Origin of the sequence: Streptomyces sp. NPDC053560, assembly GCF_044544605.1 — a bacterium.
Lineage (GTDB): Bacteria > Actinomycetota > Actinomycetes > Streptomycetales > Streptomycetaceae > Streptomyces.
In genome coordinates this window covers 229,633-254,319 of record NZ_JBITXI010000011.1, presented here as the reverse complement: position 1 = coordinate 254,319, position 24,687 = coordinate 229,633, and the positions used below count along the sequence as shown (strand labels likewise).

The window sequence follows — 24,687 nt, the reverse complement described above, 5'->3', positions numbered from 1 at the left end:
ATCCAGTCGTCCATGCGGTCACCGGTCGGACACCGGCGGGTCGTTGAAGTCGAGCGGGTCGAGCAGGCCGAGAAGGTCGAGCGGGTTGCGAAGGTCGAGCAAGGAGTACAGCAGAGGGAGCGGACGGATGTTCGCACGTGGGGCGGGAGACGTCACCACATCCGGCACCGGAGCACACTGATAGCGGGTCACGCCCCACACCGCCCGGGCCCGGCGGCTTTCCTCAGCCGCCCGAGGCCGTACCTGGTGCCGGGCTCACCTGCCGGAGGCCCTACCTGGTGCCCGCTCAGGCGGCCGCCGTTTCCTTGCGGGACGCCCGTATGGCGCGGCGGCCCGTACGCGCCGGCCGCTTGCCGCGCATCGGGTCGCACAGCCGCTCCACCGCCACCAGCACCGCCTCGACGAGCAGCGCCAGCCCGGCGACCAGCACCGCGCCGGCCACCACCTGCGGGGTGTCGTAGTTGCCGAAGCCCGCCGTGATGATCCGGCCCAGGCCGCCACCGCCGGCCAGCGCGGCCAGCGTGACCGTCGCCACCACCTGCACCGACGCCGACCGCAGCCCCGTCATGATCAACGGGTACGCGAGCGGCAGCTCGACGCGGAGCAGCAGCTGCCATCCGGACATGCCCATCCCCCGGGCCGCCTCCACCACATCGCGGTCCGCCTCCCGCATGCCGACGTACGCGTTGGTCAGCAGCGGGGGCACCGCGAAGAGCACCAGCGCCACGATCGTCGGCCAGTCCCCCGCCTTGCCCAGCGGGCTGAGCGTCAGCAGCACCAGCACGGCGAACGTCGGCACCGCGCGGCCGACGTTGGCGAGGTTCACTGCCAGCGCCCCGCCCTTGCCGATGTGGCCCAGGTACAGCGCCACCGGCAGCGCCAGCAGACACGAGATGGCCAGGCACACCACGCTCAGCTGCACGTGCTGCCCGAGGCGGTGCCAGACGCCGTTCTCACCGGCCCAGTTGGCCGCGGAGCCGAGCCAGCCCCACGCACCCGTGATCGCGTCCACCGCTCAGGCCACCGCCTTCCGCTCGCGCCCGAATCCCCGCGTCCGGCCGGCCCCCGGGCGCCCGCCGCCCTCGCCGTCCGTGTCCCTGCCCCCGGCACCCGCGCCACCGGACCCCGCCCGGCCGGCCCGGGTCCAGGGCGTCAGCGCCCGCTGGAGCCCCACCAGCAGCAGATCGGCGACCAGCGCGAGCAGCACGCACAGCACCGAGGCGGTCAGCACCTCCGCCTTGAAGAAGCCCTGCATCCCGCTGTCGATGAGATTGCCCAGGCCGCCGAAGCCGACCACCGCGCCGATCGTCGTCATCGCCACCGTCGAGACCGTGGCGATCCGCAGCCCGGCCATCATGGCGGGCAGCGCCAGCGGCAGTTCGACCTGGAAGAGCAGCCGCAGCGGGCCGTACCCCATCCCGCGGGCCGCCTCGCGCACCTCCTCGGGGACCGCCTGCAGCCCCGCGAGTATGTTGCGCACCAGGATCGTCAGCGAATAGAGCACCAGACCCGTCACGACCACCGCGGCCGAGACCCCGAACACCGGGGTCAGCAGCGCGAACATGGCCAGCGACGGGACCGTGTACAGAATCGTCGTCAGGCCGAGCACCGGGCCGGCCGCGCCGCGCCGCTGCCGGGCGAGCAGGGCCAGCGGGAAGGCGATCAGCAGTCCGATGACCACCGAGGCGACCGTGATCCAGATGTGCTGGACGGTGGCGTCCACCAGCTCCTGGCCACGGCTGTGGAGATACTCGCCGCAGATCCAGTCATTGGCCTGCAGACAGTTCCGCGGGCCCGCTGCTTGGCTCATGGCCGTACTCGGGTACGTACTCAAGGGCGTGCTCACGCCACGTCACCTCCCCCGTCCGCTCGCTCACAAATCCGGTGACTGTCTGCGACCCTATCCCCCGCCACTGACAATCGGCCCGGACCGCCATCGACTCGCAACATCCCGTTCATCCCGCCCCGGGCGGACCGACGACAATGGGGAAGCATGATCCGTTTCGAGCACGTCACCAAGCGTTACGCGGACGGCACCACCGCCGTCGACGACCTCTCCTTCGAGGTCGCGGAGGGCGAGCTCGTCACGCTCGTCGGCCCGTCCGGCTGCGGCAAGACCACGACCATGAAGATGGTCAACCGGCTCATCGAGCCCACGGAAGGCCGCATCTTCCTGGACGGCGCCGACATCGCCACGGTCGACCCGGTCGAGCTGCGCCGCCGCATCGGTTACGTGATCCAGCAGATCGGTCTGTTCCCGCACAAGACCGTGCTCGACAACACCGCCACGGTCCCGCACCTGCTCGGCCGGCCGCGCAAGCAGGCCCGCGCCCGGGCCGCCGAACTGCTCGACCTGGTCGGCCTGGACCCGTCGGTGTACGGCTCGCGGTACCCGGAACAGCTCTCCGGCGGCCAGCGCCAGCGCGTCGGCGTGGCCCGCGCGCTCGCCGCCGATCCGCCCGTGCTCCTCATGGACGAGCCGTTCGGTGCCGTGGACCCGGTCGTCCGCGAGCACCTGCAGACCGAGTTCCTTCGCCTGCAGTCCTCGCTCCACAAGACGGTCCTCTTCGTCACCCACGACATCGAGGAGGCGGTACGGCTCGGGGACCGCATCGCCGTCTACGGTTCCGGACGCATCGAACAGTTCGATACTCCGGCGACGGTGCTGGGCGCGCCGGCGACACCGTACGTAGCGGAGTTCGTCGGCGCCGACCGCGGTCTGAAGCGGCTGTCCGTCACGCCGATCGAGACCGGCGACCTGGAGCAGCCCCCTGTGATCCATCTGGACGACCAGGTGGGGCGCGCGCTGGCCGGGATGGCGGCGGACGGCGCGCGCTGGGCGGTCGTCCTGGACAGCGAGGACCGGCTGCACGGCTGGGTCGCCGCCGACGTCCTCGGGCAGGCGGCGGCGGACGGGACGGTCCGCGCGCACGCCCGGCGCATGGAGGCCTGGCTGCCGGTCGGCGCGCCCCTGAAGCAGGCGTTCAGCACGATGCTGCAGCACGACGCGGGCTGGATCGCGGTCCTGGACGGCGACCGTTTCCTCGGCGTCCTCACCCCGGGCCGCCTGCACGAAGCGCTGCGCCGCTCGACGACGGCCGACGCGGCGAACATCTCCCGCGCCGACGTGGAACTCCAGACGGTGCTGGACGCGTGAGGAGGACGGGGCCGGGCGGCGTCGCTCCGGCCCCGCACCGCGGCAGCGTCAGGCCGCCGCCGCCCCCGCCTCGTCGTCATCGTCCGGGAGCTTGCAGACGCGCTCCAGGAAGACCGCGGCAGCGACCACCGCGATGCCCGCGAGCACCGACAGGCCGGCGTACACCGTCTGGTCCGTACGTCCCAGGCCCGCCGAGCCCGAGGTCAGCAGGAAGACCGCGACGCCGCCGTACAGCCCGCTCACGAGCGCGGCGACCAGCGCACTCGCCTGGCCGAACAGCACGGCCCTCGCCGCCATCATCGGCTCGACGCCCTTGGCACCCTGCACCCGCTCCCGCTGGGCCTTCAGGCGGCTGCGCAGCGACAGGGCCGTCGCGGCCAGCACCGCGGCGATCAGCGCCAGCACGATCGGGGCCGCCAGCGGCACGCTGGGCAGGCTGCCGAGCGCGTCCCACAGGCGGGCACCGGCCCACGCCAGCACACCCGCCACCACGAACAGCCCGACCAGCACCTTGATCTTTAGCTGCTTCACCGAGCTTTTCGCCCCTCACACCGTCCTGGCCGCCCACGCCGCGCCGGGCGCGGCGGCCATCATGTCCACCGGACCATCATCCCGCTACGAGCCCTCGCGGGCCGTACGGACAACGATCACTCGGGCAGCCGCAGTTCCAGGTCGGCGCGGGCCGCGACGCCGCCCCGGCCCAGCTCGTCCAGGAGCTCGGCCACCGCGCCGTGCCCGGGCACCTTGGCCTCGGGGTCGATGTCGTGCCACGGCACGAGGACGAAGGCGCGCTCATGGGCCCGCGGGTGCGGCAGCGTGAGCACCGGGTCCTGGGAGACGACGTCCTGGTACGCGATGATGTCCACGTCGATCGTGCGCGGACCCCAGCGCTCGTCCCGCACCCGCTCGAAGGCCTCCTCGATCGCGTGCCCGCGCTCCAGGAGCGAGCCCGGGGGCAGCGTCGTCTTCACGATCACCACGGCGTTGAAATACGACGGCTGGGTGCCCGGCTCGACGCCCCACGGCTCGGTCTCGTACACCGGCGAGACGGCTTTCACCCGCACCCCGGGGGTGTCCTCCAGGGCGTCGACGGCCCCCTGGAGCGTCTCCAGGCGGTTGCCGAGGTTGCTCCCGAGGGAGATCACGGCGCGCTTCGGGTTGGTGAGCGTCACGTCCGCCGCGTCGACCTGCGCCACCACGGAAGCGGGCACCGGCTGTACGGTCGGGTCACTGCTGGTCATACTCGGCTCCGGGTGATGGTGATGGTCACGTCGTCAAAGGGGACCGTGATCGGGGCGTCGGGCTTGTGGACGACGACCTCGACCTCCTCCACCCCCTGGTGCTTCAGGCACTGGGCCGCGATCCGCTCCGCGAGCGTCTCGATGAGGTCGACGGGCTCGCCCTCGACGATCGCCACGACCTCCTCCGCCACGATTCCGTAGTGCACGGTCTTCGCGAGGTCGTCGGTCGCCGCCGCGGGACGGGTGTCCAGACCGAGCACCAGGTCCACGACGAACGCCTGGCCCGCCTCGCGTTCCTGGGCGAACACACCGTGGTGTCCCCGGGCCTTCAGCCCGCGCAGCGCGACACGGTCCACGCGAATCACTCCCACTGGTACCACTGATCGTTGGATGAACGGGCACGTGCCGGACATCGTCCGGAACTCCGCCCAGTCATCGAATTTACCTGCGAGCACTGACAGCACTCGCTCACGGGGGCCCTGGACGGGCACCCCGCACAGCTGCCGCACAGCCGGGTCCCCGCCCGCGCGGCCACTTACCCCGCCGCCCCGCGCCCCACCCCTACCCGGGTGCGACTTGGCTCGAACGAGTGCGCCAGCGGTCACCCCGCTGACCCCGGCCGCTGACTCCCGGTACCGGCCTCACAGCCCGCCCGGCAGTCCGCCGACGCCGTCGTCCTCGTCCTCCGGGCCGTCCTCGTCGTCCTCGTCGTCCCGGTCGGCGAGCACCGGCGACCCGTGGTGCGACCACACCCGCCAGCCGTCCTCCGTACGCCGGAAGACGTTGGTGGCCACGACCAGCTGGCCGATCAGCGGCCCGACCGAGCCGTCCTCCTCGGCGGGGCCGCCGCTGAGGATGTTCTCCGTGCAGGTCACGAGCGCGGTGTCGGCCACCACGTCGATCTCCACGTCGGTGAGGAAGAACTGGATGTACTCGGTGTTCGCCATGATCAGCGCATAGGAGCGCAGCACCTCGCTGCGGCCGCGCAGCACCGGCCAGCCAGGATGCACGACACTCACCTGGCCGTCCAGCCACAGCTCGGACATCGCCTCATGATCACCGCGCTCGATGGCCTCGTAGAACGCGGTGTTCGCCTGCTCCACCAGCTCGATGTCCGTACGTGGGCTCAATCCGCTCACACCGCTCCTGTCGTGGTCCTCGTGCGTCTTTCCGGACGTGCGCAGGCACGCGCACGGATACGTGCCTGCGGCGGGCACAGGGCACCCCGTACGCCGCCTGGCTGCCCTGTGCCCTGCCGGGCCCCGTTCTACGCCGCGCCGGGGGCCGCGGAACGCGCGGTCTCCACGGCCCGGGCCACGCGTACCGCGTCTGCGCTCGCCCGCACCTCGTGCACGCGGACCGCCCAGGCGCCCTCGCGCGCCGACAGCGCGGTGACCGCCGCCGTCGCCGCGTCCCGCTCCCGGGCCGGCGGCACCGAGGCCGAGGCGCCGGCACCGGCCAGTACGCGCCCCAGGAACCGCTTGCGCGAGGCGGCCACCAGCAGCGGCCGGCCCAGATCGCGCAACCGGTCCAGGCCCGCGACCAGCGCGAGGTCGTGTTCGGCGGCCTTGGCGAAGCCCAGCCCCGGGTCGATCACGATGCGCTCCGGGTCGATCCCCCCGGACACCGCCCGCTCCATGGCGGCCCGCAACTCGGCCACGACCTCGCCGACGACGTCGCCGTAGACCGCCCGGTCGTTCATGTCGACGGACTGGCCGCGCCAGTGCATCACCACGAACGGCGCGTGCGCGGCCGCCACCACCGGGATCATCGCCGGGTCGGCGGCGCCCGCGCTGACGTCGTTGACCAGCTGCGCGCCGGCCTCCAGGGACCGCTCGGCGACGGAGGCCCGCATGGTGTCCACGGAGACCACCACACCGGCCGCCGACAGCTCGCGCACGACCGGGATCACCCGGCGCAGCTCCTCGGCCCCGTCCACCCGCGCGGCCCCGGGCCGGGTCGACTCGCCGCCCACGTCCACCAGGTCGGCCCCCTGGGCCACCAGGTCCAGGCCGTGCTTGACCGCGAGCTCGGTGTCGAACCAGTCGCCGCCGTCGGAGAACGAGTCGGGGGTCACATTGACCACGCCCATGACCGCGCACCGGTCCCACTCGGGCAGACCGGCCACCCGGCCACGCAAGGTACTCATACTTCCAGCCTAGGCGGTGTGGCCGGTCCGCTCGCCCCGTGCACCCCGCGTACCTGGGCGAACGCGGACGTATGGGCACACGCGTACGCCTGTCTGCCCACGAGTACGCAGCGCGGCCCGCCCCCGTAAAGGCAGTTTCCGGACGTCACGGTGGCCCCCGCCCTCTCAGGCGGCCCGCTCGACCGACGTGCCGCGGAGCGCCGTGTGCTGGTGCGCACACGGACGGGCCGCGGGCCCCGCACTCCGACGGCGCAGCAGCCGGGGCAGCCCCAGCTGCACGAAGCCCTCCGCCTGCATCGCCGCGAAGCCGATACGCGGCAGGTCACGGGTGTGCCGGAAGACCACGAAGCGCGGCTCCCAGCGGGGCTGGAACTTGGCATTGAACTTGTACAGCGATTCGATCTGGAACCAGCGCGAGAGGAACACCAGCAGCCCGCGCCAGGTCCGCAGCACCGGCCCCGCGCCCAGCTTCTCGCCCCTGGCCAGCGCCGACCGGAACATCGCGAAGTTCAGCGACACCCGCGCCACGTCCAGCTTCGGCGCCGCCTCCAGGGCCGCGACGATCAGCAGCTCGTTCATGCCGGGGTCGGCGCTCCGGTCCCGGCGCATCAGGTCCAGCGACATGCCGTCCGTGCCCCACGGCACGAAGTGCAGCACCGCCTTCAGGTCCCCGTACGGGCCCGGCACCTCGCCCTCCTCGGGTGCGCGGTGCGCGGTGGCGATCACCGCGTCACCGTCCCGCTCGTCGCCGATCCGGCCCAGCGCCATCGAGAAGCCGCGCTCGGTGTCCGTACCCCGCCAGTCCTCGGCCGCCCGCTGGACCGCCTGCATCTCCTCCGCGGACAGCTCGGCCACCCGGCGCACCCGGGTCTCGTACCCGTTCCGCTCGATGCGCTTGACCATCTGCCGTACGTTGCGCATCGCGCGCCCGGAGAGCGTGAAGTCCGCCACGTCCACGATGGCCTCGTCGCCCAGCTCCAGCGCGTCCAGCCCGGTCTCCCGGGTCCAGACCTCGCCGCCGGTCTCGGAGCAGCCCATCACCGCGGGCGTCCAGGAGTGCGCCCTGGCCTCCTCCATGAAGCGCTCGATCGCGCCGGGCCACGCCTCCACGTCACCGATCGGGTCGCCGCTGGCCAGCATCACACCGGAGACGACGCGGTAGCAGACGGCCGCCTTGCCGCTCGGCGAGAAGACCGCGCCCTTGTCGCGGCGGAGCGCGAAGTGGCCGAGGGAGTCCCGGCGGCCGTGCTTGGCCAGCAGCGCCCGCAGCCGCTCCTCGTCCTCCTCGGTGAGCCGCGCGACGGGCCGCTCGGGCCGGAACGCCAGGTACGCGGTGGTGCCCAGCGTCAGCAGGCCGAGCGCGCCCAGGGAGTAGCCGACGGTGTAGTCGACATGGTGGGTGAACGCCACCGGGCCCTCGAAGCCGAACAAGCCGACCACGACGTGCTGCAGCTCCGCCCAGACAGAGGGATCACCCACGGTGCGGTGCGGGTGGGAGTTGACGATCACCATGCCGAGAGCAATGCTCACGCCGCCCAGCACGACGAAATTCAGCAGCGCTTTCCATCGGCTGCGCGGATCCGGCAGCGCGGCGAACTCGCGCCGGTGCCGGACCAAATAGGCCAGCAGCGCCAGCGAGAGCACCGCTCCGAAAACGGAGTGGCGGTACGCGAACTGCGCCACGGCCCCCACCGGGAGCAGCGCGACGGCCGCGACCCACACCCGCCGCTTGCGCCGCTTCAGCCCGTGCGCCAGCAGCAGGAGCAGCAGGCCCACCACGATCGAAGCGGCCGCGGCCAGCGGGCTCACCGCCCCCGGCAGCACCTCCGCCAGTGCGTGCATACGGCTGTGCCGGAAGCGTGGAAAGACGCCGGCCGCCACGTTCAGCAGACCGATCAGCGTGCAGGCCGTACCGACGGCCGTGGGCACCGACTCCGGGCGCGGCCCCCGCACCCAGCGTGTGCGGCGCCACGCAACCACTCCGGATTTTTCCCCATCTAGCCTGTCAGACATCACTTTCCCGTCGCCCGCTCCTCAGGTCGCCTGATCTCCAGAATGTGGAGCAGTTACCTGGACAATTCGCGCCCTGTAGGACGGCGCTTCAGGGCCCCGGGTTCCATCAGCCGGTCCGGCCGCCCGGCCGCCCAGCAGGAAGTGGACATGGACCTCACCAGTAAGACCGTTCTGCTGCTCACCGTGCTGGTCGCGGTGGCACTCTTCGCCGCCACCGTGCTGCTCTGGCCGCGGCTCGCGAGCCGAACCTGGCGCGCGGTGACCGGCCGGATCGGCCTGCTGCTGGCGACCCAGCTGACCCTCTTCGCCGCTGTCGGGCTCGTGGTCAACAACGCCTTCGGCTTCTACGCGTCCTGGGCCGACCTCTTCGGCCAGGAGACCGAGACCGGAGTGGTGGTCGACCACTCGACCAAGCGGCAGGGCGTCGAACGGACCGGCCTCCCCCAGGACAACCGACGGGCGGACGTCGCAGGCCGGCTGGACAAGGTCCTCGTACGCGGCGAGAACACCGGCATCACCAGCCCCGCGTATGTCTACCTGCCGCCGGAGTACTTCCGGCCCCAGAACGCGCAGAAGCGTTTCCCCACAGCAGTAGTCCTCACCGGCTACCCCGGCACGGCAGAAGCCCTCTACACCAAACTGCACTACCCCCAGACCCAGCGCCGCCTGGTCTCCCAAGGCAAGATGCAGCCGACGATCCTGGTAATGATGCGCCCGACGGTCGCCCCGCCCCGCGACACGGAATGCATGGACATACCGGGCGGCCCGCAGACCGAGACCTTCTTCACCAAGGAACTCCGCGCGGACATCGCGGCGCACTATCGGACCGGCACCCAGGCCCGTAACTGGGGCATCATCGGCGACTCCACGGGCGGCTACTGCGCGCTCAAAATGACCATGCGCCACCCGGAGGCCTTCTCGGCGGGCGCCGCCCTCTCCGGCTACTACAAGGCCCCGCTCGACCCCACCACCGGCGACCTCTTCGCCGGCGACCCCCAGCTCCAGCGCGAGAACGACCTGCTCTGGCGCCAGCGCCACCTCCCGCCCCCGCCGGTGAACCTGCTGGTCACCACCAGCAAGCAGGGCGAAACCAACTACGCCGACACGATGCGCTTCATACAGCGGACCAAGGCCCCCACCCGGGTCTCGTCCATCGTCCTCGAAAGCGGCGGCCACAACTTCAACACCTGGCGCCGAGAAATCCCCCCAGCCCTCACCTGGCTGAGCGCCCGCCTGAGCGCATAAGAAACCCGCACCCCAGTCCTTTCACCCACCACCGGCGGGGTGGGGCGGGCCGCAGCGGGTGGGGGGCCGGACGTAAAGCGAAGCAGCCCGGTACCCCACCGGCGGAGGCCCGGCACCGTGACGTCAAGCCCCGCGCAGCGGTAACCGCCCGCCGCAGGCGAAACGGCGCCGCACCCGGCAACGGCGAGGCACCCGGCAACGGCGGGGCAGCCCCCGCGGAGCCGAAGCTCCTACCGAGCCAAGATCAGACTCATCGCCTCGGCACGAGTAGCCGCATCCCGCAGCTGCCCCCGCACCGCAGACGTCGTCGTCTTCGCCCCCGGCTTACGAACCCCCCGCATGGTCATGCACATGTGCTCGCACTCGACCACGACGATCACGCCACGCGGCTCCAGTATCTCCATCAGGGAGTCCGCGATCTGCGTGGTCAGCCGCTCCTGGACCTGCGGACGACGCGCGTACACATCCACCAGCCGGGCCAGCTTCGACAGCCCGGTGATCTTCCCGTCGGACGACGGGATGTATCCGACGTGCGCCACGCCCACGAACGGCACCAGGTGGTGCTCGCAGGAGGACAGCACCTCGATGTCCTTGACCAGCACCATCTCGTCATGACCGAGGTCGAAGGTCGTCGTGAGGACGTCCTCGGGCTTCTGCCACAGGCCCGCGAAGATCTCCTTGTACGCCCGCGCCACACGGGCCGGCGTCTCCAGCAGGCCCTCGCGGTCCGGGTCCTCACCGACCGCGATCAGAAGCTCGCGCACGGCGTCCGCGGCACGCTTCTCGTCGAATTCGCCGATCGTGCCTTCGCCGTCCAGCCTCACCGGGTCGGTCATCTGGTGCCTCGTTCCTTCTTCATTCCGCTACGAACGCGAAATGCCGCGCCCCCCAGGCTAGAACCTGGGGGGCGCGGCATTCATTCCGGGGCCGGTGTGGCGACCGGCGGACCGGTGACGTGGCGACCGGGGGATCCATCGGGCCGAGGCCCGACCGTCACCCCTGACGTCACCCCTCGCTGCTTCCGCTTCCGGACGAATCCTCCGGAAGCTCGACCTTCTCCGTCGAGACGGTCGGCGTCACGGACGCCGCACCGTTGGCCGCGGCCAGCTCCTTGGGAGCGAGCACCGGCGGGCGGGTGGACGGCGTACGCCGCGAGGAGCCGGTCCACGCGGGGCGGGCCGGGCGCTTCACGATGTGCTTGAAGACCTCGGCGATCTCCTCCTTGCCCAGGGTCTCCTTCTCCAGGAGCGCCAGGACCAGGTTGTCGAGCACGTCGCGGTTCTCGACCAGGATCTCCCACGCCTCGTTGTGCGCGGTCTCGATCAGCTTCTTGACCTCCTCGTCCACCAGCGCCGCGACCTCTTCGGAGTAGTCGCGCTGGTGGGACATCTCGCGGCCCAGGAAGGGCTCGGAGTTGTCGGAGCCGAACTTGATCGCGCCGAGCCGCTCGGTCATGCCGTACTGCGTGACCATCGCGCGCGCCGTGGCGGTCGCCTTCTCGATGTCGTTCGCCGCACCCGTCGTCGGGTCGTGGAAGACCAGCTCCTCCGCCGCGCGGCCGCCCAGCATGTACGCCAGCTGGTCGAGCATCTCGTTGCGCGTGGTGGAGTACTTGTCCTCGTCCGGGAGCACCATCGTGTAGCCGAGCGCACGGCCCCGGGACAGGATCGTGATCTTGTGGACCGGGTCGGAGTTCGGTGAAGCCGCCGCGACCAGGGCGTGTCCGCCCTCGTGGTACGCGGTGATCTTCTTTTCCTTGTCCGACATGATCCGGGTCCGCTTCTGCGGTCCCGCCACGACCCGGTCGATCGCCTCGTCCAGGAAGTGGTTGTCGATCAGCTTCTTGTCGCTGCGAGCCGTCAGCAGGGCGGCCTCGTTGAGGACGTTGCTCAGGTCCGCACCCGTGAAGCCCGGCGTACGGCGCGCGACCGCACCCAGATCGACGTCGGGCGCGACCGGCTTGCCCTTCTGGTGAACCTTGAGGATCTCCAGACGGCCCTGCATGTCGGGGCGGTCGACGGCGATCTGCCGGTCGAAGCGGCCCGGACGCAGCAGCGCCGGGTCCAGGATGTCCGGCCGGTTCGTGGCGGCGATCAGGATGACGCCGCCCTTCACGTCGAAGCCGTCCATCTCGACGAGCAGCTGGTTCAGCGTCTGCTCGCGCTCGTCGTGGCCACCGCCGAGGCCCGCACCGCGGTGCCGGCCGACGGCGTCGATCTCGTCGACGAAGACGATCGCCGGGGCGTTCGCCTTGGCCTGCTCGAAGAGGTCACGGACACGCGAGGCGCCGACACCCACGAACATCTCGACGAAGTCGGAGCCGGAGATCGAGTAGAAGGGCACGCCCGCCTCGCCCGCGACGGCGCGCGCGAGGAGCGTCTTGCCCGTACCGGGCGGGCCGTACAGCAGTACGCCCTTGGGAATCTTGGCGCCGACGGCCTGGAACTTCGCCGGCTCCTGCAGGAACTCCTTGATCTCGTGGAGCTCCTCGACGGCCTCGTCCGACCCCGCGACGTCCGAGAACGTCGTCTTCGGGGTGTCCTTGGTGATGAGCTTCGCCTTGGACTTGCCGAAGTTCATGACCCGGGAGCCGCCGCCCTGCATCTGATTCATCAGGAACAGGAAGACGACGACGATCAGAACGAACGGCAGCAGCGAGAGCAGCATGCCCACGAAGGGGCTCTGCTTCTGCGGCGAGACGGTGTACCCGTCCTTGATGTCGCCCGTCTGGTACTTGGCCTGCAGGGTCTTGGCGAGCTCGACGCCCTGGTCGCCGATGTAGCTCGACTGGATCTTGTCGGAGCCCTCGACCTTGTTGCTGCCGGAGAGCTCGACCTTGACCTTCATTTCGTCGCCGGTGGTCAGCTCGGCGGACTTGACCTTGTTGTCAGTGATCGCCTTGACGACCTGACCGGTGTCCACCGTTTTGTAGCCGCCAGACGAACTGACGACCTGCATCAACACGACCACGGCGAGGACGGCCAGCACGATCCACATGACCGGCCCACGGAAGTATCGCTTCACGTCCATCCATACGGAGCCTTGAGGCCCCGTCCCTCCTGCCACAGTGAGGCACTCCAGCCCTCGGGGAGGTCTGGTCGTGCGTACGGTGTATTACTGGCCCGAAAAAGACTGACCTTCGGACGGTACCCCAGCATTGTCACCCGACGCCGCTGCCCGTGGTGAACAATGCGGCTTGGATTCCGCCCTCCCTGCTCCAACGGCGGGAGACCGCACAGGGTTCCCGCCGTCCCGGCGCGAGGGACTTTCCGGGGGTTCTCCGGGCCCTTCCGTCGCTTCCGACGGGGCGTCAGCCGCCGTAGACGTGCGGCGCGAGCGTGCCCACGAACGGCAGGTTCCGGTACTTCTCGGCGAAGTCCAGGCCGTAACCCACAACGAATTCGTTGGGGATGTCGAACCCGATCCACTTCACGTCGATGTCGACCTTGGCCGCCTCGGGCTTGCGCAGCAGCGTGCAGACCTCCAGCGAGGCCGGCTCGCGCGAGCCGAGGTTCGACAGCAGCCAGGACAGCGTCAGACCGGAGTCGATGATGTCCTCGACGATCAGGACGTGCTTGCCCTTGATGTCGGTGTCCAGGTCCTTCAGGATCCGGACCACGCCCGAGGACTGGGTGCCCGCGCCGTACGACGACACGGCCATCCAGTCCATCGTGACGGGGGTGGACAGCGCACGCGCCAGATCCGCCATCACCATCACGGCGCCCTTCAGAACGCCGACGATGAGCAGCTCCTTGCCCGCGTACTCCGCGTCGATCTTCGCGGCCAGCTCCGCCAGCTTCGCGTCGATCTCTTCTTTGGTGATGAGCACCGACTGAAGGTCGGAACCCATGTCCTTGTCGTCCACCCGTGCCACTCTCGCTCGGTTCGGTGTCATGTGACTCGTCCGGCCGGGCGCTCCCGCGCGGCTCAGCCCTGCCGGATGACCAGTTTGCCACCCTGCCGTCGCACACCCACCAGCCCGGGGAGGTCGATCGCCCCCTGACCGCGCCAGGCGGTGATCAGCCGGTCCACTTCCTCGATGTGCCGGGCGAACAGCGAACCCGCAGGTGAACCGGCGCGCAACAGGGCCCGGCGGAGCACTCGTCGGCGGACCGCGGCGGGCAGTGCGTAGAGCGCGGCGACGTCCAGCGCGCCGGTGGCATCGGCCACACCGTGCTCGGCCTCCGTGGCCCAGGAGTCCAGCGCGTCGGCGTCGTCGCGGGAGAGCTGGGCCGTACGGGCGAGGGCCTCGACGACGCCTTTGCCGAGCGCCTTCTCCAGGGCGGGCAGGCCCTCGTGGCGGAGCCGGGAGCGGGTGTACGAGGGGTCGGTGTTGTGCGGGTCGTCCCATACGGGCAGCGACTGGATCAGGCAGGCCTTGCGGGCGGTCTGGCGGTCGATCCCGAGGAACGGGCGGCGGTACCGGCCTTCGGAACCGGAGACGGCGGCCATGCCGGACAGCGAGCGGGTCCCGGAGCCGCGGGCGAGGCCGAGGAGGACGGTCTCGGCCTGGTCGTCACGGGTGTGGCCGAGGAGTACGGCGTCCGCGCCGTACCGCCGCGCGGCGTCGTCCAGGGCGGCGTAACGGGCCTCGCGGGCGGCCGCCTCGGGGCCGCCTTCCCTACCCACCTCGACGGCGACGGCCTCGGCGGGGTCCAGCCGGAGCGCCTGCATCCGGAGGACCACCTCCGCCGCCCGGGTGTCGGAGCCGTGCTGAAGACCGTGGTCGACCGTGACGCCGCCCGCGCGGACGCCGAGGCGCGGGGCTTCGAAGGCGAGCGCGGAGGCGAGCGCCATGGAGTCGGCGCCGCCGGAGCAGGCGGCGAGCACCAGGGGCGGCGGAGCGTCGGGACCGGACCGCCGGCTGTGGGACGTCAGGACGTCGTGGAGTACGCGGCGGACCGCCAGGCGTATTGCGGCGACCGCTGGATGGGGACCCATGTCCGTTTCCAATCGTTCAGCTGGGGGAGCCACGGGCCGGGCGGCGCGTGGCCGTCCGGCCCACCGGGAGCATCTCGGGAGCGAGCGCCGGGGGGATCGCGCCGGGCGACCCCCGGGGCGGTCACTCAGAGTGTCTCGATGGTGACAGAGATGAGCAGTTACCCGAGCATTGCACGCCTCTCCCCGAGCCACGGTCCCTCAGAAGGGTGATTGAGGGGGCGTTCGTCTGTCCTACGGCGCGCTCGCGCCGCGCCGCCTTCCTACGGCGCACCGTCCGCCTTGCGATGCACCCGCGCGACCCAGTCCGCCGGTTTGGCGATCTCCTGCTTGGTCGGGAGCGTGTTCGGTGAGGTCCACACGCGGTTGAAGCCGTCCATGCCGACCTCGTCCACGACGGCCCGCACGAAGCGCTCGCCGTCCCGGTACTGCCGCAGCTTGGCGTCCAGGCCCAGCAGCTTGCGCAGCGCCTGGTCCAGGCGGCCGGCGCCGCTCGCCCGGCGCTGCTGGAACTTCTCCCGGATCTCCGTCACCGACGGCACGACCTGCGGGCCGACGCCGTCCATGACGTAGTCGGCGTGCCCCTCCAGCAGGGACATCACGGCGGTCAGCCGGCCGAGGATCTCGCGCTGCGCCCTGGTCTGCACGAGGTCGACGAGGCTCCGTCCGCCGTCCTCGCCCGCCTCGCCCTCGGGGCGGGCCCCGGCGAGCGACTGGGCGGCCTCGCGCAGCCTCTCCAGGAGCGTGCCCGGGTCGATCTCGGTCTCGGCGAGGAACGCCTGCACCTCGCCCTCGATGTGGTCGCGCAGCCAGGGCACCGCGGTGAACTGCGTACGGTGCGTCTCTTCGTGCAGGCAGACCCACAGCCGGAAGTCGTGCGGCGCCACCTCCAGCTCGCGCTCGACGTGGACGATGTTCGGCGCGACGAGCAGCAGCCGGCCGCCCTTGGCACCCGCCGGGAGGTCCCTGGTGGGCGGCGCGAACGTCTCGTACTGGCCGAGCACGCGGGACGCCAGGAACGACAGCAGCATGCCCAGCTCCACGCCGGTGACCTTGCCGCCGACCGCGCCTATCACCGCGCCGCCGGGGAGCGAGGAGCGGCGCTCCTGCATCTTCTCCAGCAGCGGCTTCAGTACGGCGCGGAAGCCGGCCACGTTGGCGCGGATCCAGCCGGGCCGGTCCACGACCAGTACGGGCGTGTCGTGGATCGCGTCCTCGCCGCCGGGCGGCGTCATGCGGGTGAACGCCCGTACGTGCTCCTCGGCGGCCTTGGCGTGCCGGCGCAGCTCGGCGACGACCGCGCGGGCCTCGTCCCGGCTCACCTCGGGCCCCGGCCTTACGAAGCGGGAAGCGGTCGTCACCGCGAGATTCCAGTCGACCATCTCGGCACCACCGATGCTCGTCATGACTTCACGGTACGGGTGCGCCCGGCCGGGGGGTAGCCGATTCGCGGCGAGCGGCGGTACCCGGCCGTCCCGTACGGCGGCGCCGGCCTCACCGGCAGCCGCAGTTGGCCACCGCCGAGGCGAGCCGGTCGAGGGCCTGCTGGGCCGCGGCTCCGTCGCCCGCTCCGTTGGTCATGAAGGCGAAGGTCAGCAGGCGGCCGTCGGCGTCGACGACCGTGCCGGCGAGCGTGTTCACGCCGGTCAGGGTGCCGGTCTTGGCGCGTACGGCACCGGCGCCCGCGGCCTCGTCGGCGTACCGGCTCTCCAGGGTGCCGGTGAAACCGGCCACGGGGAGACCGGTGAGGACCGGGCGCAGCTCCGGGTGGTCCGGTGCCGCGGCGAGCAGCAGCACCTGGGAGAGCAGGCGGGCCGAGACCCGGTCGTCGCGGTCCAGGCCGCTGCCGTCCTCGAAGTCGGTCTTCGCCACGGGGATGCGGAGCTGCCCGAGAGTGCGCTGTACGGCGCGTCCGCCGCCCTTGAAAGTCGTGGGCTGTCCGGTGGCCACGGCGGTCTGGCGGGCCAGCTGCTCGGCGATGTCGTTGTCGCTGTGGGTGAGCATGCGCTCGACGATCGAGGAGAGCGGCAGGGAGGACGCGGCGGCCAGCCGGGTGGCCGCGCGCCGGGCGTCGGTGTCCCCGGTCCCGCCGGTGACCTCGATGCCGTGGGCGCGCAGGTCGTCGGCGAAGGCCCGGGCGGCCTCGGCGGACGGGTCTGTGGCGCGGGGCGCGGGGCCGTGGCCGCTGTCGTCCAGGCGGCCCTCGTCGGCGGTGAGGGCGGTGATGGGGGCGAGGTTCTCGTTGGGGCCGATCGGGTGCAGGGCCGGCCCCTGGTACAGCGAGTCGTCGTACCGCAGGGTGATCTTCTTCGCGCCGCGCTTCTTGAGGGCGCGGGCGGTGTCGGCGGCGAGGTCCCCGAGGGCGGCGGGGCGCTGGGCGGCCGGCGTCCCGCGCTTCGGGGTGCGGGCGGTGAGGGTGGGGTCGCCGCCGCCGACGAGGACGACCCGGGGAGTGCCGTCCTTCGTGCGGCCGTCCTGGACGGCCTTCGTGGTGAAGCGATGGTCGGGCCCGAGGGCGGTGAGGGCGGCCACGGCGGTGCCGAGCTTGATCGTGGAGGCGGGGGTCGCGGTCCGGTCGGCGCGGCTCGCGAAGACCTCGCGGCCGGTGGCGACGTCCATGACCGAGGCGGTCCGGACCGGGCCCAGCGCCGGAGCCTTCAGGAGGGGCGCCAGGGCGTCCGCGAGGCCGCTGCCGGTGGGTGGGGGCGCACCGTCCCCGCCGCCCTTCACAGGGGCGCCCAGGGCCGCCAGGACGGGTGCGGCGCCCGGGGTCGCGGGGCCGTCGCCGTGATGCTCGCCACCCCTGCCGTCCCAGCGGGCGGCGCGGGCCCGTTCGGCCGTAGTCTGACCGGAGTCCCACGGACCGGCCGCCGCTACCGCGCCTGCCGCCACCGCGAGACCGGCGACGGCGGAGCCGGCCGACAGCTGCCACGTCCGTTTCCGCTGGACAGGGGTCTTTCGCCACCACTGGCGGGCGAAGAACCACTCGTCGGCCACGAACTGTGCGGCGCCCCGGCCCGCACCGGCTGTCGCCCGTATGCAGGACCGACACCGGCCGACCCACCTGACCTGCCACGACCTGGTCTCCGGCACTTTGGACCAGCCCCTTTCGCCACCACACACCTGCGTGGGGGACACTTAATCACCAGACGTATGTGTTGATCATGGAGGAGCCACCCGTGGAGTTCGACGTCACCATCGAGATCCCGAAGGGTTCGCGGAACAAGTACGAGGTGGACCACGAGACCGGTCGGATCCGCCTGGACCGTCGACTCTTCACCTCGACCAGCTACCCGGCGGACTACGGCTTCGTCGAGAACACCCTCGGCGAGGACGGTGACCCGCTGGACGCGCTGGTCATCCTGGACGAGCCGACCTTCCCGGGTTGCCTCATCAAGTGCCGCGCCATCGGCATGTTCCGCATGACCGACGAGGCCGGCGGCGACGACAAGCTGCTGTGCGTCCCCGCCTCGGACCCGCGCGTGGAGCACCTGCGCGACATCCACCACGTGTCGGAGTTCGACCGCCTGGAGATCCAGCACTTCTTCGAGGTCTACAAGGACCTGGAGCCGGGCAAGTCGGTCGAGGGCGCCAACTGGGTGGGCCGCAGTGAGGCCGAGGCCGAGATCGAGGCTTCCTTCAAGCGCCTGGAGGCGCAGGGCGGCAAGCACTGAGCCTGATCGGCTCGGTTTTTCCGACCTTTGCCGGCCCGGTGGCCGGTGGTACCGATGGGCGGGCACCTGCTGGTGTCCGCCCATCGGCGTACGAGATGTCCTCAATCTCCCCCGGCTACCGCTGGGAGGTGCCCCCAGGACGGGCTTGATTGCTGCCCGGACCGGCTGGTTCTTCGCGTGTCAGAAGCCGCGGGTGCGCTTCGCGGCGCGGCGGTTGGCGGCGTCCTCGCCACTCGGGGCCCTGATGAAGAGGCGGGCCACCTCGCCTCCGAGGTTCACGCCGACCGCGATGGCCAGCGCCAGCGAGACCGCCTTGATCAGCGAGGAGATGCCCTCGTTCAGATTGCCCTGGGCGAAGTTGAGCAGCGCGAAGTACGTCGCGCTACCGGGCAGCAGTGGGCCGATGGCGGCCGTGACGTACGGCAGCGCCGAGGCATAGCGGTACCGCGACAGCAGCTGCCCGAAGAGGCCGACCAGGCCGGCCGCGATCGTCGTGCCGACCACCGGGTTGACGTTGGCCTGTACGAGGACGCCGTACGCCACCCAGGCGACGCCGCCGTTGAACGTCGCGAACAGCACGGTGTGACGTTCCTGCTGAAGCAGGACACAGAAGGCCAGCGCCAGCAGCAGCGAGGCGATGATCTGCACCACCGGCTCGTCGTACGTGCCCAGCGCCTCCTCCGGGTTCAGCGTGTGGGCACTGAGCTGGACGCCCAGATAGAGCACGCCGAGCACGCCGATCACGATGCCGACGATGAGGTAACCGACCTCCAGCAGACGTGCGGCCGCGGTGATGTAATAACCCGTCAGGCCGTCCTGCACGCCGGCCACCAGCGCCCGTCCCGGGATCAGCGCGAAGAGGCCACCGGTGATGACCGCCGACGCCTGCACGCCCGTGTTCACCATGCTCAGCGCCACGCCCATCGCGGCGGGCGGCATCGCAGCGGCCACGAACTGGTAGAACTCCGGCAGCCCGCGTCCGGAGGCGAGCCAGGCCAGCCGGTCGCCGAGCATGGAGCCTATGGCGGCCGCGATGAAGACCGTCAGACCGCCGCCGACCAGCATGCTCGCCGCGCCGGACAGCAGTCCGGACGCCACGGTGAGCGCCCAGCTGGGGAACGGGTGGCGGTTACGGCGGATCTCGGCGAGACCGCGGTAGGCCTCCTCCAGCGTGATGCCTTCGGAGGTGATGTCGTCGACCAGCCGGAAGACCGCCGAGAGCCGGGTGTAGTCCACACCGCGCCGGCGGACCGTGCGGCTGGCCGTCACCGGGTCGTCCACCAGGGACGGCTGGTACGAGATCGACAGCAGCGTGAAGGTCACGGTGGGCTCGACGCGCTCCAGCCCGTAGGCGTGCGCCACGCCGAACATCGCCGCCTCGACGTCCTCGGCGCCCTCACCGCCGGCGAGCAGGATCTCGCCGATACGGAGGGTGAGGTCGAGCACGCGCGGCACGGCGGGCCCGGTCTCGTCGGCGCGTTCGCTCCGCTCCGGAGCCGGGCGCTCGGTGACCGGCATCCGCAGCATCGTGCGCATCCGATCCTGCCACGGCACGTCCTTGGTGAGGCTGATGGCCGGTATGCCGTGCGGCGGGGTGAAGGCGGGCCAGCCCGCGGGCGTCGTCGGCAGCGGGTGGGTGCCCGTGGTGGAGCCGTTGCTGCCGTTCGTGCTGCTGCCCGGCGGCGCGAAGGCCGACCCCTCCGGCTCGACGGGCGCCTCGGTCCGCATACCCTCCGGCACGGTGAACTCGGAGGTGGGGTGCTCGTCCTCGGGCAGTGGGGTGTAGGGCATGCCGAGCGGCGGGGTGAACGCGCTCCGCGCCTCGTCCGTTTGGGGTTTGCGGTCCTCGGGGGACTCCGCGTCCGACGCCACTGCTCCTCGCTCCTCGTGCGCCTCTGCCGTCCGTCGTCAAGTGCCACCATGCCTGATCGCCGCCCTTGGCGCGCGGGGCGGGGGGTTCGCAGGGCGGGTTTTGGGGGGTGAGTACCCGCCCTGGACGCCGCGAAGGCGCCCCTGGGCCGTTCCGCGGCGGTGCGGAACGGAAGGGACGCCGGAGGGGCGGTGCGGTACGGGGTGAAGGGTCGCGCAGCCGGTCAGCGCTTGGCGTGGCGGCCGCGGCGGCCGTCGCCCGGGGGCTGCTGAGGGTCCTGCGGGTGCGGCTGCTGCGGCCCCTGCTGAGGCTGCTGCGAAGGTGAATGATACTGCTCCGGCCGGGCCTCCTGCTGCCCGGGACCGCCGTACGGAGCGTCCCCTGACTGCCCGCCGTACGGGGGCTGCTGGGGGTGCTGCGGCTGCTGTCCGTAAGGCGCCCGCGGCGGCTCCTGACGGCCGTACTGCGGCTGCTGCGGCTGCTGCGGCTGCTGTCGGTAGGAGGGCTGCTCCGGGCGGCCGTACGGGTGCTGCCCCTGAGCCTGTCCGCGGTCCTGGCCGTACGGAGCCTGCGCCTGGGCGTACGGTGCCTGGCCCTGGCCATAGGGGGCCTGCCCCTGGCCGTACGGGGGCTCCTGACGGCCGTACGGCTGCTGCTGGTGGCCGTACGGGGGCCGCTCCTGGCCGCCGTACGGGGCCCCGTGACCGCCCCGGCCGTCCTGGCCGCCGTACGGAGCGCGCTGCTGCCCGTCCGCGGCGCCGTACGGCGCGTGGTCCTCGTCCTGCCCGATGCGCGGCATCGGCTGGGTGGCGTCCGCGGGGCCGCCCGCGGCCGGGCCGGCCGCCGGAGTGTCCTCGCCCGCTGCGGCCGCCTTCTTGGACCTGCTGCGGCCGCGGAGGTACTCGATGACGATCGGGACGACGGAGATCAGCACGATGAGGACGAGGATCGCCTCGATGTTCTTGTGCACGAACTCGATGCCGCCCAGCGCGGCGCCCAGCAGCGTCACGCCCGCGCCCCACAGGGCGCCGCCGATGACGTTGAAGGTGATGAACGAGCGGTAGTTCATCCGGCTGACGCCCGCGATGATCGGCGTGAACGTCCGCACGATCGGTACGAAACGCGCCAGGATCAGCGACTTCGGGCCGTGCTTCTCGAAGAACTCGTGCGCCTTCTCGACGTTCTCCTGCTTGAACAGCTTGGAGTCGGGCCGCTTGAACAGCGACGGCCCGACCTTCCGGCCGAAGAGATAGCCCGCCTGGTCGCCGAGGACCGCCGCCAGCACGATCAGCACGCACACCAGCCACAGCGGCCGGTCCAGCTTGCCCGCCGTGACCAGCAGACCGGTCGTGAACAGCAGGGAGTCGCCGGGCAGGAAGAAGCCGATCAGCAGACCGGACTCCGCGAAGACGATGACCAGCACGCCGATCAGGCCGAAGGTGCCGATCAGATAGTCCGGGTCCAGCCACTGGGGGCCGAGCGCGAGAGTGTTCACGGTGGGCAGGGCTCCTGGGTCGAGGGCGCCGGATCGGGCAGTACGCGGAACGCGGGGTACAGGCGCATTGTGCGGCCCAAAGCTATCAACGCCTCATGACGCCCCTTGGTTCCAGCTGTCGGGTACGCCCGTCCGAGCGCCGGGTCCGGACGGTCCGCCGTCCGGCGGTCCCGGCGCCCGTCCTCACGAGTGGCGGACCGCGTTCGCCGGCATCGCGTCCCGCATGCAGACCGCGAGCCCCGGCCTGATCACCTCGTACGTGGCGGTGAACCGCTCGTCCGCGACGCACATCTCGCCAGGACCGGCATGCATCTCGTACGCGCACTCGTAGTGGTGCCGGCTGATGAACCGGCGGTGCTCCTCGGCCACGTCCATCGCCGCTGCGGAGTCGGCGGGCACGCCCTCTCCGAGCAGCTCGCCCATCCGGCGGTGGAGCGCGTCGAAGTCGGCCGTCAGCCGCTTCCGGTCCTCCTGGGTGTACGAGGCGGCGCGGCGCCGCGACTCCTTGTAGGCGTCGGTGCCGCCCCAGCGGCGCTCGGCCTCCGCCGCGTACTGGTCGGGGTCGAAGTCGCCGAAGACCTCGAACTTCTCCTCGGGCGTGAGATCGATGCCCATCCTGCGTGCCTCCATCGCTGTCTCCACGGCCGCCGCCATCTCCTGGAGCCTGGAGATCCGGGCGGTCAGCAGATCGTGCTGACGCCGCAGGTGCTGGGGTGCCCCCTGCTCGTAAGAACCGGGGGGCCGCCTCCGGGTCGTCCCGGAGGGCGGTCACCCAGTCGAGCGGGAGGCCGAGCCCGGTACGCGCTTCACGATGGGTCCTCACGTCGCGTGAGGCGCAAGTCCGTATGCCGGAAGAAAGTGGAGGGCGGATACAACCAATGGCATCCTTCGCCCATGCTGGGGATAACGGATCTTCCTACGTATCTCGCCGGGCTGGCGCTGATCATCCTGCTGCCGGGACCGAACTCGCTGTACGTCGTCTCGGTGGCGGCGCGGCGCGGCCCGAAGGTGGCCTACCGCGCGGCCGCCGGTGTGCTGTGCGGGGACACGGTGCTGATGACGCTGTCGGCGGGCGGTGTGGCGTCGCTGCTGAAGGCCAGCCCGCTGGCCTTCGGGATCGTGAAGTTCGCGGGCGCGGGCTATCTGACGTGGCTGGCCTTCGGGATGCTGCGCGGCGCGGTGGCGCTCTGGCGCGGCCGGGAGGCCCGTAAGGCCACGGAGGAGGGCGCCGCGGCGCGCCCCAAGGAGGAGAACGAGCGGCCGTACCGCCGCGCCTTCGTGGTCAGCCTGCTCAACCCGAAGGCGATCCTCTTCTTCATCTCCTTCTTCGTGCAGTTCGTCGACCCGCACTACGCGCACCAGACGCTGTCCTTCCTGGCGCTCGGCGCGTGGGCCCAGGCGTTCAGCCTCACGTACCTGTCGATCCTGATCTTCAGCGGTACGTACCTGGCGGCGACCTTCCGCAAGCGCCGACGCCTGACCGCGGGTCTGACCGCGGGCGCCGGGGCGGCGTTCCTGGGGTTCGCCGCGAAGCTCTCGATGGCCGGTACGGGCTGACCCGCACGGCCGACGGCTAGGAAGCGGGCGAGCCGCCCCCGGGGAAGGGCGGCTTGTCCGCGAACGGGTTCTCCGCGCCCTCGGGGAGGACGCCGACGAACGGCTCGCCCTCGCCCGCGAAGACGTACGCGCCGCCCTCGATGCGGGCGATCAGGGAGCGGGCCCAGGCCACCCCGGTGTCCGCGGCGTGCACCCACATGTTCATGATCTCGCCGATGTGGCCGAGCTGCTCCGGGCCGTCCTCGGGGACGTAGTGCCCGGTGACCTCGGCGCGCCAGGCCTCCAGGTCCCGGACCCGCTCCGCCAGCAGGGCCGCCGCCTCCGCGCGGGGCAGGTCGACCATGAAGCCGATGCCGGCGCTGAGCATGTCCAGCTTCTGGTCGTGCTGGGAGAGCGCGGCCCGCAGCAGCGCGAAGTACTCCGCCTCACCGGCGTCCGTCAGCTCGTACTCCGTGCGCGGCGGGCCGCCGGCCGTGCTCGGCGCCGTCTCGTGCGCGTGGAGCAGGCCCTGCTTCGCCATCTGCTTCAGTGCGTGGTAGATCGAGCCGGGCTTGGCGTGGGACCACTCATGGGCGCCCCAGTACTCCAGGTCGTTCCGCACCTGGTAGCCGTGGGTCCGGCCGTGCTGCCGCACGGCTCCCAGTACCAGCAGCCGGATCGCCGACATCGCTCCGCGCTCTCCTCGTCCCCGGACGTGACCTTCCGGTGAGCACGCTACTGCCCGGCGGCGCCCGCCCCCTGCTGCCCCTCCTTCTCGCGCAGCGCCCGCTCCTCGTCCACCAGGCCGAAGGCGGTCCTGCCGTCGAGGGATTCGCGGATGATGTCGGCATGGCCCGCGTGCCGCGCGGTCTCCTCGATGAGGTGCAGCACCAGCCAGCGCATGGACTGCTCGGCCTGCGGCGGGAACCACGGCGCCTCGGGCAGCGGGAAGGTGTCGTCCAGGCTCGGCACCGAGCGGATGAACTCCTCGGTCTCCTCCGCCACCCGGTCGTAGAAGGCGAGCATGCCGGCGACCGTCTCGTCCTCCGCCAGCCGGAAGCCGAGGTGCCAGGTGGTCTCGTCCCGCTCGATGGTGGACGGGCGCCGCTTGGCCATGTCCAGCCAGTTCAGCTCGGTCTCCGCGACGTGCTTGAGCAGCCCGGAGAGGGACAGCTCGCTGGCGCTGGGGCGGCTCGCGGCCGCCGCGTCGGTCAGCCCGAGCAGCGCGCGGCGCAGCCCGCCGCGCTGGGCCGCCAGGAACTGCAGGAGCGCGCCGCGCTCGTCACCGCGGGCCTCGGCAAGTACGTGAGTGGGCATGGCAGCCGCCTTTCGTCGCTTCGGGGGTGCCGGGAGGAATCCTCCCGACGCC

General features: G+C 71.6%; 23 protein-coding genes and 1 pseudogene. 4 read left to right on the top strand and 20 right to left on the bottom strand.

Annotated elements, in window-relative coordinates:
• Window positions 1–18 precede the first annotated feature (18 nt).
• From ACIGQF_RS26840 to ACIGQF_RS26830, 3 genes are all read right to left on the bottom strand, one after another.
• Entirely contained in the window at window positions 19–192 is a 174-nt protein-coding gene (locus ACIGQF_RS26840) for a hypothetical protein (protein ID WP_399714967.1), read from the bottom strand.
• 94 nt (window positions 193–286) lie between these two features.
• Window positions 287–1,012, bottom strand: a complete 726-nt coding sequence (locus ACIGQF_RS26835; RefSeq protein ID WP_399714965.1) for an ABC transporter permease — start codon at window positions 1,010–1,012, stop codon at window positions 287–289.
• A gap of 3 nt (window positions 1,013–1,015) precedes the next feature.
• Window positions 1,016–1,810, bottom strand: coding sequence for an ABC transporter permease (locus tag ACIGQF_RS26830; RefSeq protein ID WP_399714962.1), 795 nt, complete (start codon window positions 1,808–1,810; stop codon window positions 1,016–1,018).
• 183 nt (window positions 1,811–1,993) lie between these two features.
• On the opposite strand from ACIGQF_RS26830, the gene ACIGQF_RS26825 reads away from it, so the two are divergent.
• On the top strand, window positions 1,994–3,157 hold the full coding sequence (locus ACIGQF_RS26825) for a betaine/proline/choline family ABC transporter ATP-binding protein (RefSeq protein WP_399714959.1): 1,164 nt from the start codon (window positions 1,994–1,996) through the stop codon (window positions 3,155–3,157).
• Between the two features lie 48 nt (window positions 3,158–3,205).
• Here the strand turns inward: ACIGQF_RS26825 and ACIGQF_RS26820 are convergent, their stop codons facing one another.
• The 6 genes from ACIGQF_RS26820 to ACIGQF_RS26795 all read right to left on the bottom strand — a co-directional run bounded on the left by ACIGQF_RS26820 (window position 3,206) and on the right by ACIGQF_RS26795 (window position 8,560).
• A complete protein-coding gene (locus tag ACIGQF_RS26820; RefSeq protein WP_399714957.1) occupies window positions 3,206–3,688 on the bottom strand; it encodes a DUF3180 domain-containing protein in 483 nt (160 codons plus the stop codon).
• A gap of 116 nt (window positions 3,689–3,804) precedes the next feature.
• On the bottom strand, window positions 3,805–4,398 hold the full coding sequence (gene folK, locus ACIGQF_RS26815; protein WP_399714954.1) for a 2-amino-4-hydroxy-6-hydroxymethyldihydropteridine diphosphokinase: 594 nt from the start codon (window positions 4,396–4,398) through the stop codon (window positions 3,805–3,807).
• Window positions 4,395–4,754, bottom strand: a complete 360-nt coding sequence (folB, locus tag ACIGQF_RS26810) for a dihydroneopterin aldolase (RefSeq protein WP_030260356.1) — start codon at window positions 4,752–4,754, stop codon at window positions 4,395–4,397. Before folB ends, folK begins: the two co-directional genes overlap by 4 nt.
• A 285-nt stretch (window positions 4,755–5,039) precedes the next feature.
• The gene (locus tag ACIGQF_RS26805; protein WP_030260354.1) at window positions 5,040–5,528 is read right to left on the bottom strand and encodes a nuclear transport factor 2 family protein; all 489 of its coding nucleotides are present in this window, start codon (window positions 5,526–5,528) and stop codon (window positions 5,040–5,042) included.
• A 137-nt stretch (window positions 5,529–5,665) separates the two neighbouring features.
• The gene (gene folP, locus ACIGQF_RS26800; RefSeq protein ID WP_399714950.1) at window positions 5,666–6,547 is read right to left on the bottom strand and encodes a dihydropteroate synthase; all 882 of its coding nucleotides are present in this window, start codon (window positions 6,545–6,547) and stop codon (window positions 5,666–5,668) included.
• Window positions 6,548–6,712: 165 nt separating this feature from the next.
• Window positions 6,713–8,560: a phosphatidylglycerol lysyltransferase domain-containing protein gene (locus ACIGQF_RS26795; RefSeq protein ID WP_399714947.1), complete on the bottom strand. Its 1,848-nt coding sequence runs from the start codon at window positions 8,558–8,560 to the stop codon at window positions 6,713–6,715.
• Window positions 8,561–8,707: 147 nt separating this feature from the next.
• On the opposite strand from ACIGQF_RS26795, the gene ACIGQF_RS26790 reads away from it, so the two are divergent.
• Window positions 8,708–9,805 carry an alpha/beta hydrolase gene (locus ACIGQF_RS26790; RefSeq protein ID WP_399714944.1) on the top strand — a complete coding sequence of 366 codons (1,098 nt, stop codon included), beginning with the start codon at window positions 8,708–8,710 and terminating at the stop codon, window positions 9,803–9,805.
• A gap of 230 nt (window positions 9,806–10,035) precedes the next feature.
• Here the strand turns inward: ACIGQF_RS26790 and folE are convergent, their stop codons facing one another.
• The 6 genes from folE to dacB all read right to left on the bottom strand — a co-directional run bounded on the left by folE (window position 10,036) and on the right by dacB (window position 17,836).
• Window positions 10,036–10,641: a GTP cyclohydrolase I FolE gene (folE, locus tag ACIGQF_RS26785; protein ID WP_399714942.1), complete on the bottom strand. Its 606-nt coding sequence runs from the start codon at window positions 10,639–10,641 to the stop codon at window positions 10,036–10,038.
• Window positions 10,642–10,810: 169 nt separating this feature from the next.
• Window positions 10,811–12,835 carry an ATP-dependent zinc metalloprotease FtsH gene (ftsH, locus tag ACIGQF_RS26780; RefSeq protein WP_361552625.1) on the bottom strand — a complete coding sequence of 675 codons (2,025 nt, stop codon included), beginning with the start codon at window positions 12,833–12,835 and terminating at the stop codon, window positions 10,811–10,813.
• A 280-nt stretch (window positions 12,836–13,115) separates the two neighbouring features.
• Complete coding sequence (gene hpt, locus ACIGQF_RS26775) at window positions 13,116–13,655, bottom strand: hypoxanthine phosphoribosyltransferase (protein WP_031058519.1); 540 nt, start codon at window positions 13,653–13,655, stop codon at window positions 13,116–13,118.
• A gap of 77 nt (window positions 13,656–13,732) precedes the next feature.
• Window positions 13,733–14,746, bottom strand: coding sequence for a tRNA lysidine(34) synthetase TilS (gene tilS, locus ACIGQF_RS26770; protein WP_399714938.1), 1,014 nt, complete (start codon window positions 14,744–14,746; stop codon window positions 13,733–13,735).
• A gap of 260 nt (window positions 14,747–15,006) precedes the next feature.
• The gene (locus ACIGQF_RS26765) at window positions 15,007–16,149 is read right to left on the bottom strand and encodes a zinc-dependent metalloprotease (protein WP_399714935.1); all 1,143 of its coding nucleotides are present in this window, start codon (window positions 16,147–16,149) and stop codon (window positions 15,007–15,009) included.
• An 88-nt stretch (window positions 16,150–16,237) separates the two neighbouring features.
• Entirely contained in the window at window positions 16,238–17,836 is a 1,599-nt protein-coding gene (gene dacB / locus ACIGQF_RS26760) for a D-alanyl-D-alanine carboxypeptidase/D-alanyl-D-alanine-endopeptidase (RefSeq protein ID WP_399714933.1), read from the bottom strand.
• A gap of 86 nt (window positions 17,837–17,922) precedes the next feature.
• On the opposite strand from dacB, the gene ACIGQF_RS26755 reads away from it, so the two are divergent.
• Window positions 17,923–18,417 (top strand): inorganic diphosphatase, encoded by a 495-nt coding sequence (locus ACIGQF_RS26755; RefSeq protein WP_030260327.1) that lies wholly within the window; start codon window positions 17,923–17,925, stop codon window positions 18,415–18,417.
• Window positions 18,418–18,597: 180 nt separating this feature from the next.
• Here ACIGQF_RS26755 and ACIGQF_RS26750 read toward each other — a convergent pair whose 3' ends face one another.
• The 3 genes and pseudogenes from ACIGQF_RS26750 to ACIGQF_RS26740 form a co-directional block, all read right to left on the bottom strand.
• On the bottom strand, window positions 18,598–20,289 hold the full coding sequence (locus ACIGQF_RS26750; RefSeq protein WP_399714931.1) for a threonine/serine exporter ThrE family protein: 1,692 nt from the start codon (window positions 20,287–20,289) through the stop codon (window positions 18,598–18,600).
• Between the two features lie 221 nt (window positions 20,290–20,510).
• Entirely contained in the window at window positions 20,511–21,782 is a 1,272-nt protein-coding gene (locus ACIGQF_RS26745) for a VTT domain-containing protein (RefSeq protein ID WP_399714928.1), read from the bottom strand.
• 183 nt (window positions 21,783–21,965) lie between these two features.
• Window positions 21,966–22,575, bottom strand: a pseudogene (locus ACIGQF_RS26740) (TipAS antibiotic-recognition domain-containing protein); the annotation flags it as partial.
• A 101-nt stretch (window positions 22,576–22,676) separates the two neighbouring features.
• Between ACIGQF_RS26740 and leuE the strand changes: the two are divergent.
• Window positions 22,677–23,339: a leucine efflux protein LeuE gene (gene leuE / locus ACIGQF_RS26735; RefSeq protein ID WP_399714926.1), complete on the top strand. Its 663-nt coding sequence runs from the start codon at window positions 22,677–22,679 to the stop codon at window positions 23,337–23,339.
• Between the two features lie 16 nt (window positions 23,340–23,355).
• On the opposite strand, the gene ACIGQF_RS26730 is transcribed toward leuE, so the two are convergent.
• Window positions 23,356–24,006 carry a PadR family transcriptional regulator gene (locus ACIGQF_RS26730; RefSeq protein WP_399714923.1) on the bottom strand — a complete coding sequence of 217 codons (651 nt, stop codon included), beginning with the start codon at window positions 24,004–24,006 and terminating at the stop codon, window positions 23,356–23,358.
• 47 nt (window positions 24,007–24,053) lie between these two features.
• Window positions 24,054–24,635 carry a DinB family protein gene (locus ACIGQF_RS26725; RefSeq protein WP_399714921.1) on the bottom strand — a complete coding sequence of 194 codons (582 nt, stop codon included), beginning with the start codon at window positions 24,633–24,635 and terminating at the stop codon, window positions 24,054–24,056.
• Between the last annotated feature and the right edge of the window lie 52 nt (window positions 24,636–24,687).

Excerpts from the sequence above, each read along its gene's own strand:
- ACIGQF_RS26830 (WP_399714962.1), bottom strand. The coding sequence starts at position 1,810 with ATGAGCCAAGCAGCGGGCCCGCGGAACTGTCTGCAGGCCAATGACTGG.
- ACIGQF_RS26825 (WP_399714959.1), top strand. The coding sequence starts at position 1,994 with ATGATCCGTTTCGAGCACGTCACCAAGCGTTACGCGGACGGCACCACC.
- folK (WP_399714954.1), bottom strand. The coding sequence starts at position 4,398 with ATGACCAGCAGTGACCCGACCGTACAGCCGGTGCCCGCTTCCGTGGTG.
- folP (WP_399714950.1), bottom strand. The coding sequence starts at position 6,547 with ATGAGTACCTTGCGTGGCCGGGTGGCCGGTCTGCCCGAGTGGGACCGG.
- ACIGQF_RS26795 (WP_399714947.1), bottom strand. The coding sequence starts at position 8,560 with ATGTCTGACAGGCTAGATGGGGAAAAATCCGGAGTGGTTGCGTGGCGC.
- ACIGQF_RS26790 (WP_399714944.1), top strand. The coding sequence starts at position 8,708 with ATGGACCTCACCAGTAAGACCGTTCTGCTGCTCACCGTGCTGGTCGCG.
- folE (WP_399714942.1), bottom strand. The coding sequence starts at position 10,641 with ATGACCGACCCGGTGAGGCTGGACGGCGAAGGCACGATCGGCGAATTC.
- ftsH (WP_361552625.1), bottom strand. The coding sequence starts at position 12,835 with ATGGACGTGAAGCGATACTTCCGTGGGCCGGTCATGTGGATCGTGCTG.
- hpt (WP_031058519.1), bottom strand. The coding sequence starts at position 13,655 with ATGGGTTCCGACCTTCAGTCGGTGCTCATCACCAAAGAAGAGATCGAC.
- tilS (WP_399714938.1), bottom strand. The coding sequence starts at position 14,746 with ATGGGTCCCCATCCAGCGGTCGCCGCAATACGCCTGGCGGTCCGCCGC.
- ACIGQF_RS26765 (WP_399714935.1), bottom strand. The coding sequence starts at position 16,149 with ATGACGAGCATCGGTGGTGCCGAGATGGTCGACTGGAATCTCGCGGTG.
- leuE (WP_399714926.1), top strand. The coding sequence starts at position 22,677 with ATGCTGGGGATAACGGATCTTCCTACGTATCTCGCCGGGCTGGCGCTG.
- ACIGQF_RS26730 (WP_399714923.1), bottom strand. The coding sequence starts at position 24,006 with ATGTCGGCGATCCGGCTGCTGGTACTGGGAGCCGTGCGGCAGCACGGC.
- ACIGQF_RS26725 (WP_399714921.1), bottom strand. The coding sequence starts at position 24,635 with ATGCCCACTCACGTACTTGCCGAGGCCCGCGGTGACGAGCGCGGCGCG.